We start from the raw sequence: 16,166 nt of genomic DNA, 5'->3' as shown, positions 1-16,166 counted from the left end.
GTGGCGCTTCGCGCCGTAAATCTCTTTTGTTTTTTGATTTTCTCCTACAAATAAGTGGCAGTAGCTATAACTTTGTTTGCACCCTGAAAATTAAAGTGCAAACTGCGTTTATTGAACTCGCGTTAAAATAGGTGAAGAAAACAACTAAAGGAGACTAGCCGTGATCGTAGTAACCAAGATTGGTACACCCGCAGAAGAAGTGGGGCGGATCTGCGAAGAACTATCTAGTTGGGGATTATCGCCAGAGAAAATTGTGGGAAAACATAAAGTTGTGTTGGGACTAGTTGGTGAGACAGCCAATCTTGACCTGCATCGTATCGAAGAACTAAGCCCTTGGATTGAGACAGTTTTGCGGGTGGAACGCCCATTTAAACGCGCTAGTCGTGAATATCGCCAAAATGAATCAAGCGTGGTGATTGTACCTACGCCTAATGGTGATATTGCGATCGGCGAAAATCATCCTTTAGTGACAGTCGCGGGGCCCTGCTCTGTTGAGAACGAAGAAATGATTGTGGAAACGGCGATGCGCGTGAAGGCTGCTGGGGCAAATTTTTTACGTGGTGGAGCCTATAAGCCACGTACATCGCCCTATGCTTTTCAGGGGCATGGTGAGAGCGCACTATCTCTATTAGCTGCGGCTCGTGCGGCAAGTGGATTGGGTATTATCACAGAGGTAATGGATACTGCCGATATTGATAAAATTGCCGAAGTTGCGGATGTGTTGCAAATTGGCGCGAGAAATATGCAGAATTTCTCATTGCTAAAGCAAGTGGGTAAACAGAATAAGCCAATTCTTCTCAAGCGTGGATTAGCTGCTACGATTGATGATTGGTTAATGGCAGCAGAATATATTCTCGCAGAGGGAAATCCTAATGTGATTCTTTGCGAACGTGGGATTAGAACTTTCGATCGCGAATATACCCGTAACACTCTCGACTTATCCGCAATTCCTGTATTACGCAAACTAACACATTTGCCGATCATGATCGATCCTAGTCATGGTACAGGTTGGTCAGAGTATGTGCCATCAATGAGTTTGGCTGCGATCGCAGCGGGTGTTGATTCCCTAATGATCGAGGTTCATCCGAATCCGAAGAAAGCCTTGTCTGATGGACCTCAGTCGCTCACTTTCGATGATTTTGATAAGCTCATGATTAAAATCAATCGCATGGCACAAGTAATGGAACGGGCATAAACAAAGAAGGCGCAAAGCGCCTTCTTTGTTAAGAGAACTATGAATCAACCCTTTGTTTACGATCGCACAATTCATTTTCGAGATACCGATGCGGCTGGAGTGGTCTATTTTGCCAATGGATTATCTATTTGTCATGAAGCATACGAAGCTTCGTTAGCAGCATCGGGAATTGAAGTTCAATCTTTTTTTCGAGGTGGTGCGATCGCAGTGCCGATTACCCATGCAAGTATTGATTTTTTTAAGCCAATGTTCTGTGGCGATCGCATTGTGGTTTCTTTAGTAAAAACCTTGCTAAGTCCCGAATCTTTTCAGATTGAATATCAGTTGTTTTTTGATATAGAAAGTGTCGAAAAAAAGGCGATCGCTAGAGCCTTAACTAAACATGTTTGTATTGATTCCATCACTCGAAAGCGGTGTAATCTAGCCCAAGAACTCATGAAATGGATTGAATTGAATTAATGACCACGATTTTACGTGACTGGAGCTATCGCTATCAATGGTTTTATGACACTGTATCTGCACTGGCGGCGATTAGTGTTGGTGGGGAAAAGCGATTTCATCGTTTGTTTTTAAAAGATTTATCCATTAATCCTGAAGCCAAAGTTCTTGACCTTTGTTGTGGTGCAGGACAGGCGACAAGAGAGCTAGTTAACCATTTCCATGATGTGACGGGCTTAGATGCCTCACCGATCGCAATTAAACGCGCCAAGCAAAATGTGCCCCAAGCTGAGTATGTAGAGTCTTTCGCAGAAAAAATGCCTTTTAGCAATCGCACTTTTGATCTGGTACTCACGAATACAGCTATGCATGAGATGGATTCAGAGCAGTTGCAGCAAATCATTCAAGAAGTACATCGGATTTTGACACCTGAAGGACAATTTATCATTATTGATTTTCATCGTCCGATTAATCCCTTGTTTTGGCTACCTATTGCGACTTTCCTCTGGCTATTTGAGACAGAAACTGCATGGCAATTACTTAAAACCGATCTGCCACAGCTTTTAAGTAAATCTGGATTTACAGTTGAGTCTTGCCAACTTTATGCTGGTGGCAGTTTACAAGTTTTGCGATCAAGAAAATAAACTTATGAGGATATCCCGCTACGCGGGATATCCTCATAAGTTTATTTATGCGTAGCTACTTAGTTAAAGAAAATGTGATAATTTTTAGCTATCAGTTATTAGCTTTATCATCGTGACTTCAATCCCCAAACGAGTTTTATTTATTAGTAACGGTCACGGTGAAGACCTAAATGCTTGTGAAGTTCTCAAAGCTTTAAGGCAAAAATATCCAGAGGTAGAGACGATCGCATTGCCGATTGTTGGTGAAGGGAATGCCTATCGTCGGGCTGGTGTAGCGATCGCTACTCAGACAAAAGTCTTGCCATCGGGGGGATTTGCCTATATGAGTGTGCAGAAGCAGATTGCAGATTTCCAATCTGGATTGATTAATCTGACTTGGCAACAAATTAAGGCGGCGAGAGAATGTGGCAAAACTTGCGATTTTGTGTTTGCGACAGGTGATGTTGTGCCTGCGCTATTTGCCTATTTAACGGGGTTGCCCTATGCCTTATTTTTAGTGTCATCATCAGCATTTTACGAAAACCGTTATGTTCCTCGTTGGTTGCAAGCCCTAATGATGCGATCGCGCCGATGTCAGCAAATTTTGACCCGCGATGCCTATAGTGCAGAACTGATTAGAAAAAGAGGTTATCAGAATACAAATTTTGTTGGCTATCCGATTATGGATGTATTGGAACCGACAGGCAAAGATTTAGCTTTGAATCCTGATGTCCCTGCGATCGCCTTACTGTCAGGAAGTCGGTTGCCAGAAGCTGCCGAGAATCTAGTATTACAGTTACGCTTATGTGTAGCGATCGCTCAAGAATTCGCTCCCAATCCTGTACAATTTCGAGCTGCGATCGTCCCAAGTGTTGCTCCCCAATTACCTGAACTAGCTGCTCAAGCTGGTTGGCAATATGCTGATGGCAAGATGTACCTTACAAAAACAAACATCAGTGTTCTTTGTTTTAGTGATGCGTTTGCGGATATTTTGCATCATTGTGATTTAGCGATCGGCATGGCGGGAACTGCTGTCGAGCAGATGGTTGGGTTGGGAAAACCTGTAATTCAAATCATGGGAAATGGCCCCCAATTTTCCTATCGCTTTGCGAATGCACAGGAACGTTTGTTAGGTTTGTCAGTACAAACGATTGGGAAGGAACCAGCTACTTCAAAAATATTGCAGGAAGCGGCGCAATGTGTGAAGCGAACTCTTAGCGATCGCGGTTATTTGGAACGTTGCAGACAAAATGGAATGGAACGGGTTGGCGCAAAAGGTGGTTCTGAGAGATTGGCTGATGTGATCGCGCAAATATTGGCAAAGTCTTGTTAACCTTTAAAATCCATGCGAAGCGAGGATTTTAAAGGTTTTAGCATCAAAAAAGTATTGATTAACGCAGATTTTGTCACGAAAACACTCTAAAAGTTGTTAAGTTTCTGTTGTGTCGTGTTAATCTGCATTTCTCTGTATGTTACGCAAAATAGTTGTGTTATCCAAAACATTTCTTTATAATTGTCATGATTTAAGACTATCGCACTAAATTTTCAGTGTAATTATTTAGTTAGACTGCTAGGCTATTGGTAATGCGGTATACTGAGTTTATTTGCCGAAGTTTGAAGCTAAATCGATTTAAAGTACCTTGATATGACAGTTCACTATGTTTTTCTCTTGATCTTAATATCTGGTCATTAACATACTGACATAATGAGTTTGTTGCTCTAGATGGAATATTTATGAATACTGAGCCAGCCAACAAACACCAGTGCTCGTTTGATGAGTTTAAATTGATATACGATTCCGCCGAAAAGGTGACGGATCGACGACTATCTAAAAACAGCCAGAATTATTCGATTTCTGTCGGGATTGTTCTAGCTATAGCTGTAATAGCAAACTGGTCAATATCAAACTCACAGTATCGATATACTGGGTTCACGCTCATTGCTGTTGTCTCCATCATGGCATCAGTGTATGCGAAATTATGGCTTAAACAGATATTGGACTTCAAGTCTCTGAACACAGCTAAATTTGAAGTATTGAATGAGATGGCCCCCCTCCTAAAATTCAACTTAGAGGTAGATGGAGAAAGGAAAATTGTTTCATACGAACCTTTTAGGAGAGAGTGGGAGATACTTCAAAAATTGAATGCTCTTCAAGCTCCTAAAAAGCAAAGATTTAAAGCTCTAAAATCCACCAATGAAGAGTTATTCGTTCCAAATGCTTTTTTTGTTATATTTCTTTCAGCCACATTTATGTCTATTCTTGCAATCCTACTTAATTTAGGAAAGTTTGTAGATGGTTGGAGGGCATTGTTATTCTCACCTTAGAAATAGGTATTGATCCATGAAGTTGTTTGTAGTAACACCACATTATTCTGATCCAAACTTTACTAGTAAGAAAAACTTGCTGATTAAAATAGGTCACAAGTATGGGATAGAAGTGATTTTTGGCTTGAATAAAGGCTCTGAAACTGATGTTAACGAATCAATCGCCTTACTTGAAAGTTCTGATCTTGTATTAGCGGATCTCTCATTAGAAAGACCTAGTTGCTACTATGAAGTTGGATTTGCACAATCAATAAATAAGTCAGTATATTTAATTGCTCATATTGGTACTGAGATTCATCAAGTGAGATCGAAAGACAAAGTTCGGGTTTATGAAAATTTGTCCGATTATGAGGATTTAATAGATGGATTTTTTCAAGAACTTTATTCAGTGCGATCGCCTATCTCGTAGAGTTCTTTTATGAAATAGAACACACCTTATTTTTGTTTTAACGAAAGCAATCTATGTAGAGCAGTTTCTAGTCAGTTACAATTCGAGCAGATCGAGTTCGGATAATCAGCGCACGAGAGGCAACCCGAAATGAGCGGAGGTTTTACGAAGATGGAGAATAACCAAGATCTAGAAGACGATTTACGTCATGAGTACGACTTTAGTAGGATGAAGGGTGGTGTTAGAGGAAAATATGTCGAGCGCTACAGAACAGGCACAAACATAGTATTACTTGATCCTGATGTTGCTCAAGCATTTCCAACTAGTGAAGCAGTTAACGAAGCACTTCGGCTGCTCATGCAAATTGCCCAAAGGCAGAAACCTAACAATGCTTTGGAGCCGACCTCTCAAATATGATCTTTAAAATCCAAAGGTTATCTTTGGCAGAGCAACTGCATTGCTAAGCCAAACCGATAAGTCGATTGATGTCGTGGTTTTTTAGAGGGTGAAGGTAAAGTCTTTGACTAGCATTCCTGGGACGAGAATACTGCCAAGCGATCGCGTTTCATACGTGCCAGTATTAGGAATAAACTCACGAAAATCGGTAAAAGCTTCGAGATTTTCGCCAAGAAAGTCATAGATACTATCATCAAAACGTAGATTCTCAATGGGAGCGATAAACTCACCATTCTCAACCCAGAAGCAAGCATAGCGAGTCATCCCAGTAATTCTACCGCCACTGCGATCGCTCCAATTGAGATAATGCAAATTTGATAGATAGAGTCCCGTATCTAACTGTTTGAGAATGTCGGACTCGGCTAAATTTCCAGCGGTAACTTCAGGCGATCGCATCGACTCACCTTCATCAGCACCATTGGCGACCTTGCCATATTCCTTCGCACTGCGTGAACTCACCAATGTGTTAACCAGCTTCCCTTCAGCAATAATAGATAAATATTCTGGAGCAACTTCTCCTAAATCGTTAAAACGAGGCACATTTCCATAGGTGAAGTTTTCACTAATGGACAGCAATGGTGATAGAGTTCTTTCTTGATTTTTCAATTTTAAAAGAGCACTACTACTTTGCTGCAAACCTGACTCCCCCGCACTCCAAGTCAAAAAGCCCAATAGCTCCGATGAAGCCGCAGGTGCAAAGTAAGTACGGTACTGACCACGCTCTAACGTTTTACTTGGCTTTTGCAAGGCTACTAATTGTTGCTGAGAGCGATTAATCTGTAAGTTATAAGCCTCTGCTTCCCAATCTTTGCCAGCATAAATACCCTTAACCGCTTTTTCGCCAGAATCCGTCTGGACAAACATCGAATAATCAACAAAAAAAGAATCCGTCGCAAACCAATGTCTTTGACCTGCGGAGTTAGCATTAGCCCGAATTATCGAACCTGAAGCATAGAAGCCTGTAAAGTCAACATTATTCACTGGCGCGAGAATTGTAGCGATCGCATCTTCTGGATTTAACAAATTACCTTGATAAACCTCACGACTTGAGCCTTGGTTCTCAGGAAGGACTAGATAAGGATTTTCGGGGATCTGAGCAACTTCTTGCCTGAGATATTCAAGATTAGCGATCGCATAAGCCATATCAATTTCGCGATCGCCTGTAAACGGAAACTTAGCAAAAGCTTCACGCTGATTATAAATTAGCAAAATAGTCACATTCCCATCGGCGACCACTCCTGACTGTCGGACTTTAGCATGGTTAAATCTAGTGAATTGACTACGCTCACTCTCTAAGTTAATCGTTAAATGTTCACCATGATGCAGACTATCAATCAAGCGATCGGCAAGTTGATAAAATGACGCTTCTAGTACATGTTCTACAGCTTGTTCTTCTAGATGTCTGCCCATCAAAAATTAACTCCTAATAAATACATCGACATAATTAAACCCTAGCTACAACATAAATGTACGCGAATCAACACCTGAAGCATCGCGATTCGCCAGAAAATCATTCATCACATTGTCAGATTCTAAATTGCCGTCCACCAAGTTAATAATGCGATCGGCAACATCAAGGATACGGTTATCATGGGTCACCATCAAAATAGTGATGTTTTCCTCCTTTGCCATTTTTTGCATCAGCGTCACCACATCACGCCCAGATTTTTTATCTAGCGCCGCCGTTGGCTCATCGGCAAGGATTAAATTCGGACGATTGACCAAAGCCCTTGCGATCGCGACCCGTTGTTTTTGCCCACCCGACAAAGCATGGGGCTTATAGTCAATCCTCTCACCCAATCCAAGCTGAGTCAAAATTTCAGCAGCCTGATTAGCCGCCATTGCATTGCCACCCTCATGGGCAAATAGATCCGTAGACATCATGACATTTTGTCTTGCTGACAAGGAATAAAAAAGATTATGCGCTTGAAAGATAAACCCAATATTTTTGCGAACTTGTACCAGCTTTTTAGGATTTAGCCCTTTCAGCTCCTGACCCAAAACTTGGAGACTGCCATCTTGGATCGTTCGTAAAGCACCGATTAAAGTAAGAAGTGTAGTCTTGCCTGAGCCAGATGGGCCAGTGAGGATCACAATCTGACCAGGGTAGATCTCTAGATTGATATCAAATAAAACCTGCTTAAATAGATCCCCTTCGCCGTAGTGGAAATTTAAATTACGGATTTGTACCGATGGCTCGACGCTTGGAGGCAGGGACTGTGTTGTAGGATCGGAAAAAGTGCCGAGCATATTCTAAAGACCTATGATCAAAATAAATGACAAATTATAAGATTTATTCAGACTATCAATGAAGCTCTCAGACTATATTAATTATGGCAGGTGCATTTATGCTCTGTGTAATCAAATCTTTTTAATCATTCATCAAAGGTTCTAAACTCATGGCATCCCGAACCTTAGTCAAAAACTATGTCGCACAATGGATGCAGATGGGCAAAACCGTCAGCCTATCAGCCCAAGGTAAGCAAGTTCACATTTACAAGATTTTACAAGGGGAAAAATATTCATCTTCATTCAATAAGCTCTGGGATGAAATTAGTACCTCTAAAGCCCAAGAAGCATATTTAAGCGGGACTGATCAAACTATTAGCGACTTGCTAGACAACAAATGGGAAATTATTGCTTGCGCCCGTTGTAATTTGCTTGTGCCGTCCGTCGATATAGGCCCAAGGACACCAGTTTGCTGCCCATGTGATGACTTACCAAACCACCCTAACCTTGACTTGGTTGCCCCCCATGTACCAGTCATTTTAGCATCGCAACTTGATGACCTATGCGATCGCCTCGCGTTGAAGTCAGAAGATCAAGCCCAAGAATCTCTCGAAGAATCTGACGATACCTATACATCTGACGAAGAGGATACCCAAGCTGTCCACAATCTCAGAACCTCAATCTTAAAACTTGTCAAATCTGGGCAATCAGAATAATTTTCAGATCGATGCTATTATTAGCACCTCTTACCGATACCATTTAAGAACTTAAAAATGTCTGATGTCGTAATTCGGGTCGAAAATTTAAGTAAAAAGTACATTATTGGTCACCAAAAGCAAGAAAGTTATACGTCTTTCCGCGATGTGCTCTCTAATGGGGCAAAGTCTCTTTGGCATGGATTGACAAGCGTTTGCACAGCAAACCTTGACGATCGCAGTGAAGAGTTCTGGGCACTCAAAGATGTGTCCTTTGAAATTAAGCAAGGCGATCGCGTTGGCATCATCGGACGTAACGGCGCAGGCAAATCCACCCTCCTCAAAATCCTCAGTCGCATCACCGAACCCACCTCTGGCAAAATCTCCATCAAAGGTAGAGTTGCCAGTCTTTTAGAGGTTGGTACAGGTTTCCATCCAGAATTAACTGGTCGCGAAAATATTTATCTTAACGGCGCAATTTTGGGAATGGATAGATCAGAGATCAAGAAAAAATTTGACGAAATAGTTGCCTTTGCGGAAGTGGAAAAATTTTTAGATACACCAGTAAAGCGTTATTCCTCAGGAATGTATGTACGCTTGGCTTTTGCAGTAGCAGCACATCTAGAGCCAGAGATTTTAATTGTTGATGAAGTATTAGCAGTAGGAGATGCTCAGTTTCAAAAGAAGTGTTTAGGAAAGATGGAAGATGTCGCCGAAAAAGAAGGACGAACTGTTTTATTTGTGAGTCATCAAATGGCATCAATTCAAAAGCTTTGCCAAAGGTCTATTTGGCTAGATCAAGGACAGGTAGTCAGTGATGATACAACGCAACTAGTTATTAACAATTACCTCAACAACTCTTCAGGTTTATCAAAAATCTCTCTAAGAGATAGAAAAGATAGAAAAGGAGATGGTAAAATTAGATTTACATCAGTGCATTTTCAAAATCAAATGGGAGAAAATACAACCTGTTTTTATAGTGGTCAAAATGTAAGGATATTACTTTTTTTCACAAACAACACTCAAAAAAGGTTAAATAATTTAAATATTGCATTAGCTATTGACAACCAAACTGGAGAAAGAATCACTCATCTTAGTACAGATGTAATATGCTCAGATTTGTCTAATTTTGGCGGTGATACAGATTGTATTGCTGTAGAAATAAATAAACTGCCTTTGACATCTGGAAGCTACGGATTTACTCTCTTCAGCACAGTCAACGGGGTAATTGCTGATTGGATTTTAAATGCTGGTTTGTTTGAGGTAGAACAAGGGGATTTCTATGGGACAGGGAAATTGCCTCCGCTAATGCAGGGAAATTTTTTAGTTGATTATCAATTCAAAACTTTGCTGGTAAATTTAAGTCAAATTAATGTCTCAGCTTAAAATTGAATTGACGATTTGTTGACTTCTTTAGATGTTGCACTTTACTTTTTTTTTTTGCAAGATATTAATTTAATATATTAGAACTAAGTACAGGGCAAAAAATCAAAAAAGGAACGACAAAATTGCCTAAAACTATTGCCCAGTATAAATTCAAACATTTCAGTTAAAAGGCTTACTAGGAAAGCATTTCAAGATTTTCGTCCTGTACTAAGATATTAGAGATAACTTCATAATCCACATAAAAAGCAAAAAATATGATCCTAGACTTTTTAACAAGCTTAATTCGAAAAGCTAAAAGACGCTACATTTTATCAGTTTCCAAGAAAATTGTTATTGGCTCTGCCTATATTCCCGTGTCGGGATGGTTGCTAACTGATAAGGACACTCTTGACATAACTAAAAGAGATAGTTTTGCTAAATACTGGAGACCGAACACGCGGTCAATATTTCTAGCAGAACATGTCTGGGAGCATCTTACAATAGAAGAATCAGCACAAGCGATGAGAAATTGCTTTGAGTTTCTTCGTAGGGGGGGGAGATTAAGAATTGCAGTTCCTGATGGATTTCATCCAAATCCAGATTATATAGAATATGTTCGCCCCGGTGGGACAGGTGTTGGTTCAGATGACCACAGAATATTGTACAATTATTTGTCAATTTCGTTAGAGTTAGAAAAAGCTGGATTCCAAATCAAATTGCTTGAATATTGGAATGAAAAGGGAGAATTTAATTTTCAAGACTGGTCGTCTGAAGATGGTCATATTGTTCGATCTAAACGCTATGATAAGCGAAATCAAGGAGGGAAATTAGCCTATACTTCTTTAATCGTAGATGGGATCAAGCGGTAGTTGATGGATCTAAGTTCTTATGGCAAATCTAAATACTCCAGTAGTTTTTATAATCTTCAATCGCCCAGATTTGTCTCAAATAGTATTCGAATCTATTCGACTAGCACAACCTAAACAACTATTTGTAATTGCTGATGGTGCTAGGTTTCCAGAAGAATTTGAAAAATGTAAACAAACTAGAGAAATTATTAAACAAGTAGATTGGGATTGTCAGGTTCTAACCAATTATTCTGACATCAATTTAGGATGCCGCCAAAGAGTATCAAGTGGAATCAACTGGGTATTTGAACATGTCGAAGAAGCAATTATTTTAGAAGATGATTGCTTGCCACATCCTTCTTTTTTTAGATATTGTCAAGAGTTACTAGAGCATTATCGCGAAGATGAACGGATCTGGTGCATTAGTGGCGATAATTTTCAAGATGGACAATGGCGTGGCAATGGGAGCTATTATTTCTCTAACTATAACCACTGCTGGGGCTGGGCAAGTTGGCGACGAGCTTGGCAACACTACGACCATGATTTATCGAACTGGCAAACAGTTAGAGATAGTCATTATCTAAGAAGTATTTTAGATAGTGAATTAGAGATAAAATATTGGTGTGATATCTTTGATAAATTAGATAAGTTTGGTCAGCCTAACTCTTGGGCTTATCCTTGGACTTTTACTTGCTGGCAAAATAGTGGGCTAACGATATTGCCAAATGTTAACTTAGTTTCAAATATTGGCTTTCGTAGTGATGGGACTCATATTACAGGAGATTCAAAGCTTGCTAATTTACCAGTTAAAGATATTGGTAAAATTTATCATCCATCTTTTTTAGTACGCGATCGCACTGCTGATGAATATACTTTTGATCATGTTTTTGGCGGTATAACTATGAAAGAATTGGCTCTGAAAAATAATACTTTTAAAGGCAAATTGATAAATAAATTACGGGCTTTAAAAAGCAACCTAAAATCATTAAAAAAACATATAAAGCAATGAAGATGCTAAAATCTATTGTCAAAAAAATATTAAACTTTAGTGGATATGATTTAGTTAAAAAAAGTAGAAACAACCAAGATTTTTTGCTTCCAAATCAATTTCCTGATTTTAGCCAATCAGATCTAGAAATTATTAAACTCATTAAACCTTTTACGATGACTAGTCCTGAGCGACTTTATGCTTTAATAAAGGCAATTGAATATATTAGCAATAATAATATCAGAGGAGATATTGTTGAATGTGGTGTCTGGAAAGGAGGCAGTATGATGGCTATCGCTCATACACTTCTCAGAATGAACGATATAAATCGCAATCTTTATCTATTTGATACTTTTGAGGGGATGACACCTCCGAGTCAAGAAGATCTGTCATTTACAAATGATAATGCTCTACAACTTCTACAAGATAGTAATAAAGAAGATCAAACATCTATTTGGTGTTATGCGTCTTTAGAAGAAGTTATGACCAATTTACATTCAACTGGGTATGCTTCAGACAAGATTTATTTTATTAAAGGAGAAGTCGAAAAGACAATTCCTGAAAAAGCACCCGATCAAATTGCGGTACTTCGGCTAGACACAGATTGGTATGAATCAACTCGTCATGAGCTGGAAAATTTATTTCCCCGTTTAGTTCCAGGAGGAGTAATCATAATTGATGACTATGGATATTGGAAAGGATGTCGGAAAGCTACTGATGAATATATTTCAAATAATAAAGTACAGATTCTATTAAATCGGATAGACTTTACTGGAAGAATTGGGATAAAACTTTGAAATAATTATTGCAGTTAATAAGAAAGATTTAATGAAGTATCTTAACCTTGGTTGCGGTCATCGTTTTCATCCATCTTGGACAAATATTAATTTTATATCCACAGATCAGAGTGTTATTGCTCACGATTTAAAAAAGGGAATTCCCTTTCCAGAACAATCATTTGATATAGTCTATCACTCTCATATGTTGGAGCATCTTTCTAAAGCGGATGCAAAAATATTTATGGAAGAGTGCTATCGAGTGCTACGTCCTCAAGGAATCTTAAGAGTAGTAGTTCCAGATCTTGAGCAAATAGCCAGAATGTATCTGCATTGCCTAGAAAACGCTTGTATTGGTTCTGAAGAATGGGAACAAAACTATCAGTGGATACTATTAGAAATGTATGACCAAACAGTGAGACGTAAATTTGGCGGAGAAATGGTCGATTTTCTGTCCCAACAAGATATTGCTAATCGAGAATTTGTGATCAAACGCTGCGGGGTTGAAATTGAGAAAATTATAAATAATTCTCAAAAACAATCTTTTCTTAAAACTACGCCTGAGAATAATTTCAAAAAGTTTCTTAAGCATATTTATCGACTATTGCGATATTCTAATTACCGCCGTCAGGCAGTTCTCAAGCTTATCCTTAGTCCAACAGAGCTAGATGCGCTAGAAATAGGGCAGTTTAGACAAAGTGGAGAGGTTCATCAGTGGATGTACGATCATTACTCTTTATCTAGTTTGTTAAAAAAGTGTGGATTACAAGAAATCACAAAACGAACTGCTCATGAAAGCTATATCCCTGAATGGACTAGCTTTAATTTAGATACAGAGCCTGATGGTTCTGTTTATAAGCCAGATTCTCTGTATATGGAATCTATAAAACCTGTCTTATGAAAATTTTACATGTCAATCAATCTGATACCTCGGGTGGTGCTGCGATCGCAGGATATCGTCTTCATCAAGGATTATTAGAACAAGGGATTGATTCTAAGATGTTGGTGGGAAATGTTAAGACTGACAGCGATCGCATAGTGGCTGTTCCTCGTAAACCCCGTACTGAAAATCTACTCAATCGTTTTACGAGGTATTCTGGGCTTAACTACATCAATCTTCTTAGCAGTTTTGATATTCCTAATCACAAATTTTATCAAGATGCAGATATTCTAAACTTTCATAATTTACATGCAGGCTACTTTAACTATTTAGCTGTTTCAAAATTAACTAAAACAAAACCTGCAATCTTTACTCTCCACGATATGTGGAGCTTTACTGGACATTGTGCTTATAGCTATGACTGCGATCGCTGGAAAATTGGCTGTGGGAAATGTCCTTATCCTGACACCTATCCTGCCATTTGTCACGATAGTACTCTCATTGAGTGGAAACTCAAAAATTGGATTTACGGTAAATCAAATCTAACTATCGTCACTCTCAGCCATTGGCTAACTGAACAAGCTAAAGCAAGTATGCTCAATCGCTTTCCTATCTACCACATTCCTAATGGTATTGATACAGATACTTATCAACCATTAGATCGGCATTTATGTAAGGCTGTTTTAGGTATTCCTCAAGATAAAAGAGTACTTCTATTCGGTGCAGAAAGTCTTAAAGATAAACGCAAAGGTGGGGATTTATTATTAAATGCTTTGCGGCAATTACCGATATCTCTTAAAGCAGAGATACTACTCCTGACCTTTGGGAATGGAAGTGAGGCGATTACTGCTGAATTGGGAATACCAACTATTGGCTTGGGATATATTAGTAGCGATCGCTTAAAGTCTATTGCTTATTCGGCGGCTGACCTGTTTATTTTCCCTACCCGTGCTGATAATTTACCTTTAGTATTACAAGAAAGCATGGCTTGTGGAACGCCAATGGTTTCCTTTGATATTGGCGGTGTTCCAGACCTAGTAAGACCGATGGTCACGGGTTATTTAGCAAAACCTGAAGATGCCAAGGATTTTTGTAATGGTATTGTGACGTTACTAGAAGATGATCAATTGCGACAAAATATGAGTGTCAATTGTCGTGCGATCGCCATTGCGGAATATTCTTTAGAATTGCAAGCAGAGCGCTATATCAAACTTTACAAAGAGATTTTGCTTTAAATCACAAAAGTAAGAGGCGGTGTTTTGCACCGCCTCTTACTGAACTATTCTACCAAAGCAATATGACTTGGCTTAGTGTGATTTGGCGCAATCGCATCGGCGGAACTCTCGATCATTTTGGTGGCAAAGTTGGGGATTAGTCCAAAGAAAACGATGATCAGAGCGAGAACGATCGCGGGAGATTTTTCTTGCCATTTTGCAAAGGGAAAATTGCTAATCGGTGGCTGATTGGCAATTTTTTCGACGGCAAGACGGCCAAAAAATACGCGATCGATCATGATGAGGAAATAGACCGCAGTTAATCCAGTTCCAATCATACAGAGAAGAGTTTGGATTGGGAAAACTGCAAAACTGCTACGAAAAATCACAAATTCAGCAATAAACCCAATCATTCCTGGTGTACCTGCGCTTGCCATTGCTGCCAAAATCATCAGCGAACCTGTAATTGGTAAACCACGTTCAGGATTGAGCAAACCATTGAGGGAGTTGATATCTCTGGTTCCCGTTTTCTTATAAACAATACCCACCAAAATAAATAGCAGCGCCGAGATAAGACCATGACTAACCATCTGAAAAGTAGCCCCTACTAGTGACAATGGGCTAGCAGCGGCTAAGGCTAGAAGGATATACCCCATATGTCCTACAGAACTATAGGCAACCATTTTTTTCATGTCAGTTTGGGTGATTGCGGTAAGACATCCATAAATGACGCTGACCACAGCCCAACCTGCCAAAAATGGAGCGATCGCTTGCCATGCTTCGGGCAGTAAACCCAGTCCAAACCTTAATAGACCGTATGTTCCAAGTTTTAGTAGAACCCCTGCGAGCAATGTGGAAACTGGGGTTGAGGCTTCAACGTGGGCATCAGGTAACCATGTATGCAACGGCACGATTGGAATTTTAATGCCAAAGCCAAGGAGTAGCAGAATTAGCAAAATTCCTTTGGTCGTTGTCGATACGCCTTCAAGATTTAAGTCTTGATAGTTAAAGGTAAAGGCAGTATCGCTACTACCAAAAAATGCCATGCCGAAAAAGGCCGCTAAGATCAGCACGCCTGAAATGGCGGTATAAATTAAAAACTTGGTTGCAGCGTAGCCGCGTTTTTCTCCGCCCCAAATCGCGATTAGTAAATAGAGGGGAACTAATTCAACTTCAAAGAAAAGAAAGAAAAGGAGTAAGTTTTGAGCAAGAAATGCTCCATTGACACCACCCCCAAGCACTAATAGCAAGGGGAAATAGAGGCGAGGACGTTGAATATCATTGCTTATGTAGATAGCGATAATCAGCAATAATCCATTCATTAGAACTAGTGGGAAGGATAGACCATCAACACCTAGCCGATAGGTAAGTCCGATGGGATCTAGCCAAGCCAAGGATTCACTTAATTGGATGGAGGATAGACTAATATCGAATTTGGTGATTAAGAAGATCGCCCATCCAAATGTAGCGATCGCAATGCCTAATGATATTCGGCGTAACTGTTGGGTGTCGAGGGCTGCGCCCACTAAAACGATAAGAAGTGCACCTGCGATCGGTGCCCAAACTAATGTGCTAAGCATATTTGATTAAAAAATAATAATTAAAACAATTAAGGTGATTTCTCATTTAAAATTTACCCCACCCTAACCCTCCCCTTGCAAATGGGAGGGAACAAGATTTCTAGTTTTCCCCCTTTGCAAGGGGGAATTAAAGGGGGTAAAGCCACGACTGATATCTAGTAGCTGA

The 16,166-nt window shown here is 39.7% G+C and carries 17 protein-coding genes; 14 read left to right on the top strand and 3 right to left on the bottom strand.

The annotated features are described in order from the left end of the window. Window positions 1-160: 160 nt before the first annotated feature. From aroF to CQ839_RS06755, 7 genes are all read left to right on the top strand, one after another. A complete protein-coding gene (aroF, locus tag CQ839_RS06785; protein ID WP_103667519.1) occupies window positions 161-1,195 on the top strand; it encodes a 3-deoxy-7-phosphoheptulonate synthase in 1,035 nt (344 codons plus the stop codon). Window positions 1,196-1,234: 39 nt separating this feature from the next. Next, window positions 1,235-1,654, top strand: coding sequence for a thioesterase family protein (locus tag CQ839_RS06780; protein WP_103667518.1), 420 nt, complete (start codon window positions 1,235-1,237; stop codon window positions 1,652-1,654). Further along, the gene (locus CQ839_RS06775) at window positions 1,654-2,277 is read left to right on the top strand and encodes a class I SAM-dependent methyltransferase (RefSeq protein ID WP_103667517.1); all 624 of its coding nucleotides are present in this window, start codon (window positions 1,654-1,656) and stop codon (window positions 2,275-2,277) included. Before CQ839_RS06780 ends, CQ839_RS06775 begins: the two co-directional genes overlap by 1 nt. A gap of 112 nt (window positions 2,278-2,389) precedes the next feature. Further along, complete coding sequence (locus CQ839_RS06770) at window positions 2,390-3,589, top strand: lipid-A-disaccharide synthase-related protein (RefSeq protein WP_103667516.1); 1,200 nt, start codon at window positions 2,390-2,392, stop codon at window positions 3,587-3,589. 401 nt (window positions 3,590-3,990) lie between these two features. Further along, entirely contained in the window at window positions 3,991-4,581 is a 591-nt protein-coding gene (locus CQ839_RS06765; protein ID WP_103667515.1) for a hypothetical protein, read from the top strand. Between the two features lie 16 nt (window positions 4,582-4,597). Further along, window positions 4,598-4,990: a hypothetical protein gene (locus tag CQ839_RS06760; RefSeq protein ID WP_103667514.1), complete on the top strand. Its 393-nt coding sequence runs from the start codon at window positions 4,598-4,600 to the stop codon at window positions 4,988-4,990. A gap of 129 nt (window positions 4,991-5,119) precedes the next feature. Beyond that, entirely contained in the window at window positions 5,120-5,386 is a 267-nt protein-coding gene (locus CQ839_RS06755; protein ID WP_103667513.1) for a hypothetical protein, read from the top strand. Between the two features lie 81 nt (window positions 5,387-5,467). On the opposite strand, the gene CQ839_RS06750 is transcribed toward CQ839_RS06755, so the two are convergent. Both CQ839_RS06750 and CQ839_RS06745 read right to left on the bottom strand, forming a co-directional pair. Further along, complete coding sequence (locus CQ839_RS06750) at window positions 5,468-6,835, bottom strand: TldD/PmbA family protein (protein WP_103667512.1); 1,368 nt, start codon at window positions 6,833-6,835, stop codon at window positions 5,468-5,470. Between the two features lie 45 nt (window positions 6,836-6,880). Continuing rightward, a complete protein-coding gene (locus CQ839_RS06745) occupies window positions 6,881-7,675 on the bottom strand; it encodes a DevA family ABC transporter ATP-binding protein (protein WP_103667511.1) in 795 nt (264 codons plus the stop codon). Window positions 7,676-7,824: 149 nt separating this feature from the next. On the opposite strand from CQ839_RS06745, the gene CQ839_RS06740 reads away from it, so the two are divergent. The 7 genes from CQ839_RS06740 (at window position 7,825) to CQ839_RS06710 (ending at window position 14,441) form a co-directional block, all read left to right on the top strand. Further along, window positions 7,825-8,370, top strand: a complete 546-nt coding sequence (locus CQ839_RS06740) for a hypothetical protein (RefSeq protein WP_103667510.1) — start codon at window positions 7,825-7,827, stop codon at window positions 8,368-8,370. A 57-nt stretch (window positions 8,371-8,427) separates the two neighbouring features. After that, window positions 8,428-9,735: an ABC transporter ATP-binding protein gene (locus CQ839_RS06735; protein ID WP_103667509.1), complete on the top strand. Its 1,308-nt coding sequence runs from the start codon at window positions 8,428-8,430 to the stop codon at window positions 9,733-9,735. A 254-nt stretch (window positions 9,736-9,989) separates the two neighbouring features. Continuing rightward, on the top strand, window positions 9,990-10,583 hold the full coding sequence (locus CQ839_RS06730; RefSeq protein WP_103667508.1) for a hypothetical protein: 594 nt from the start codon (window positions 9,990-9,992) through the stop codon (window positions 10,581-10,583). A 19-nt stretch (window positions 10,584-10,602) separates the two neighbouring features. Then, window positions 10,603-11,571, top strand: coding sequence for a hemolytic protein HlpA-like protein (locus tag CQ839_RS06725; RefSeq protein WP_103667507.1), 969 nt, complete (start codon window positions 10,603-10,605; stop codon window positions 11,569-11,571). Between the two features lie 2 nt (window positions 11,572-11,573). Next, window positions 11,574-12,347, top strand: a complete 774-nt coding sequence (locus tag CQ839_RS06720; protein ID WP_258040645.1) for a TylF/MycF family methyltransferase — start codon at window positions 11,574-11,576, stop codon at window positions 12,345-12,347. A gap of 31 nt (window positions 12,348-12,378) precedes the next feature. Beyond that, window positions 12,379-13,227: a methyltransferase domain-containing protein gene (locus CQ839_RS06715; RefSeq protein WP_103667505.1), complete on the top strand. Its 849-nt coding sequence runs from the start codon at window positions 12,379-12,381 to the stop codon at window positions 13,225-13,227. Then, a complete protein-coding gene (locus CQ839_RS06710; protein ID WP_103667504.1) occupies window positions 13,224-14,441 on the top strand; it encodes a glycosyltransferase family 4 protein in 1,218 nt (405 codons plus the stop codon). Before CQ839_RS06715 ends, CQ839_RS06710 begins: the two co-directional genes overlap by 4 nt. A gap of 44 nt (window positions 14,442-14,485) precedes the next feature. Here CQ839_RS06710 and CQ839_RS06705 read toward each other — a convergent pair whose 3' ends face one another. Then, a complete protein-coding gene (locus CQ839_RS06705) occupies window positions 14,486-16,000 on the bottom strand; it encodes an NADH-quinone oxidoreductase subunit M (protein WP_103667503.1) in 1,515 nt (504 codons plus the stop codon). Window positions 16,001-16,166: the final 166 nt, after the last annotated feature.

Source organism: Pseudanabaena sp. BC1403, from assembly GCF_002914585.1.
Classification (GTDB): domain Bacteria; phylum Cyanobacteriota; class Cyanobacteriia; order Pseudanabaenales; family Pseudanabaenaceae; genus Pseudanabaena.
Note: the sequence above shows the minus strand (reverse complement) of the source record. Positions and strands in the feature narration are given on the sequence as shown.

Excerpts from the sequence above, each read along its gene's own strand:
- CQ839_RS06780 (WP_103667518.1), top strand. The coding sequence starts at position 1,235 with ATGAATCAACCCTTTGTTTACGATCGCACAATTCATTTTCGAGATACC.
- CQ839_RS06775 (WP_103667517.1), top strand. The coding sequence starts at position 1,654 with ATGACCACGATTTTACGTGACTGGAGCTATCGCTATCAATGGTTTTAT.
- CQ839_RS06765 (WP_103667515.1), top strand. The coding sequence starts at position 3,991 with ATGAATACTGAGCCAGCCAACAAACACCAGTGCTCGTTTGATGAGTTT.
- CQ839_RS06760 (WP_103667514.1), top strand. The coding sequence starts at position 4,598 with ATGAAGTTGTTTGTAGTAACACCACATTATTCTGATCCAAACTTTACT.
- CQ839_RS06755 (WP_103667513.1), top strand. The coding sequence starts at position 5,120 with ATGAGCGGAGGTTTTACGAAGATGGAGAATAACCAAGATCTAGAAGAC.
- CQ839_RS06750 (WP_103667512.1), bottom strand. The coding sequence starts at position 6,835 with ATGGGCAGACATCTAGAAGAACAAGCTGTAGAACATGTACTAGAAGCG.
- CQ839_RS06745 (WP_103667511.1), bottom strand. The coding sequence starts at position 7,675 with ATGCTCGGCACTTTTTCCGATCCTACAACACAGTCCCTGCCTCCAAGC.
- CQ839_RS06740 (WP_103667510.1), top strand. The coding sequence starts at position 7,825 with ATGGCATCCCGAACCTTAGTCAAAAACTATGTCGCACAATGGATGCAG.
- CQ839_RS06735 (WP_103667509.1), top strand. The coding sequence starts at position 8,428 with ATGTCTGATGTCGTAATTCGGGTCGAAAATTTAAGTAAAAAGTACATT.
- CQ839_RS06730 (WP_103667508.1), top strand. The coding sequence starts at position 9,990 with ATGATCCTAGACTTTTTAACAAGCTTAATTCGAAAAGCTAAAAGACGC.
- CQ839_RS06725 (WP_103667507.1), top strand. The coding sequence starts at position 10,603 with ATGGCAAATCTAAATACTCCAGTAGTTTTTATAATCTTCAATCGCCCA.
- CQ839_RS06720 (WP_258040645.1), top strand. The coding sequence starts at position 11,574 with ATGCTAAAATCTATTGTCAAAAAAATATTAAACTTTAGTGGATATGAT.
- CQ839_RS06715 (WP_103667505.1), top strand. The coding sequence starts at position 12,379 with ATGAAGTATCTTAACCTTGGTTGCGGTCATCGTTTTCATCCATCTTGG.
- CQ839_RS06710 (WP_103667504.1), top strand. The coding sequence starts at position 13,224 with ATGAAAATTTTACATGTCAATCAATCTGATACCTCGGGTGGTGCTGCG.
- CQ839_RS06705 (WP_103667503.1), bottom strand. The coding sequence starts at position 16,000 with ATGCTTAGCACATTAGTTTGGGCACCGATCGCAGGTGCACTTCTTATC.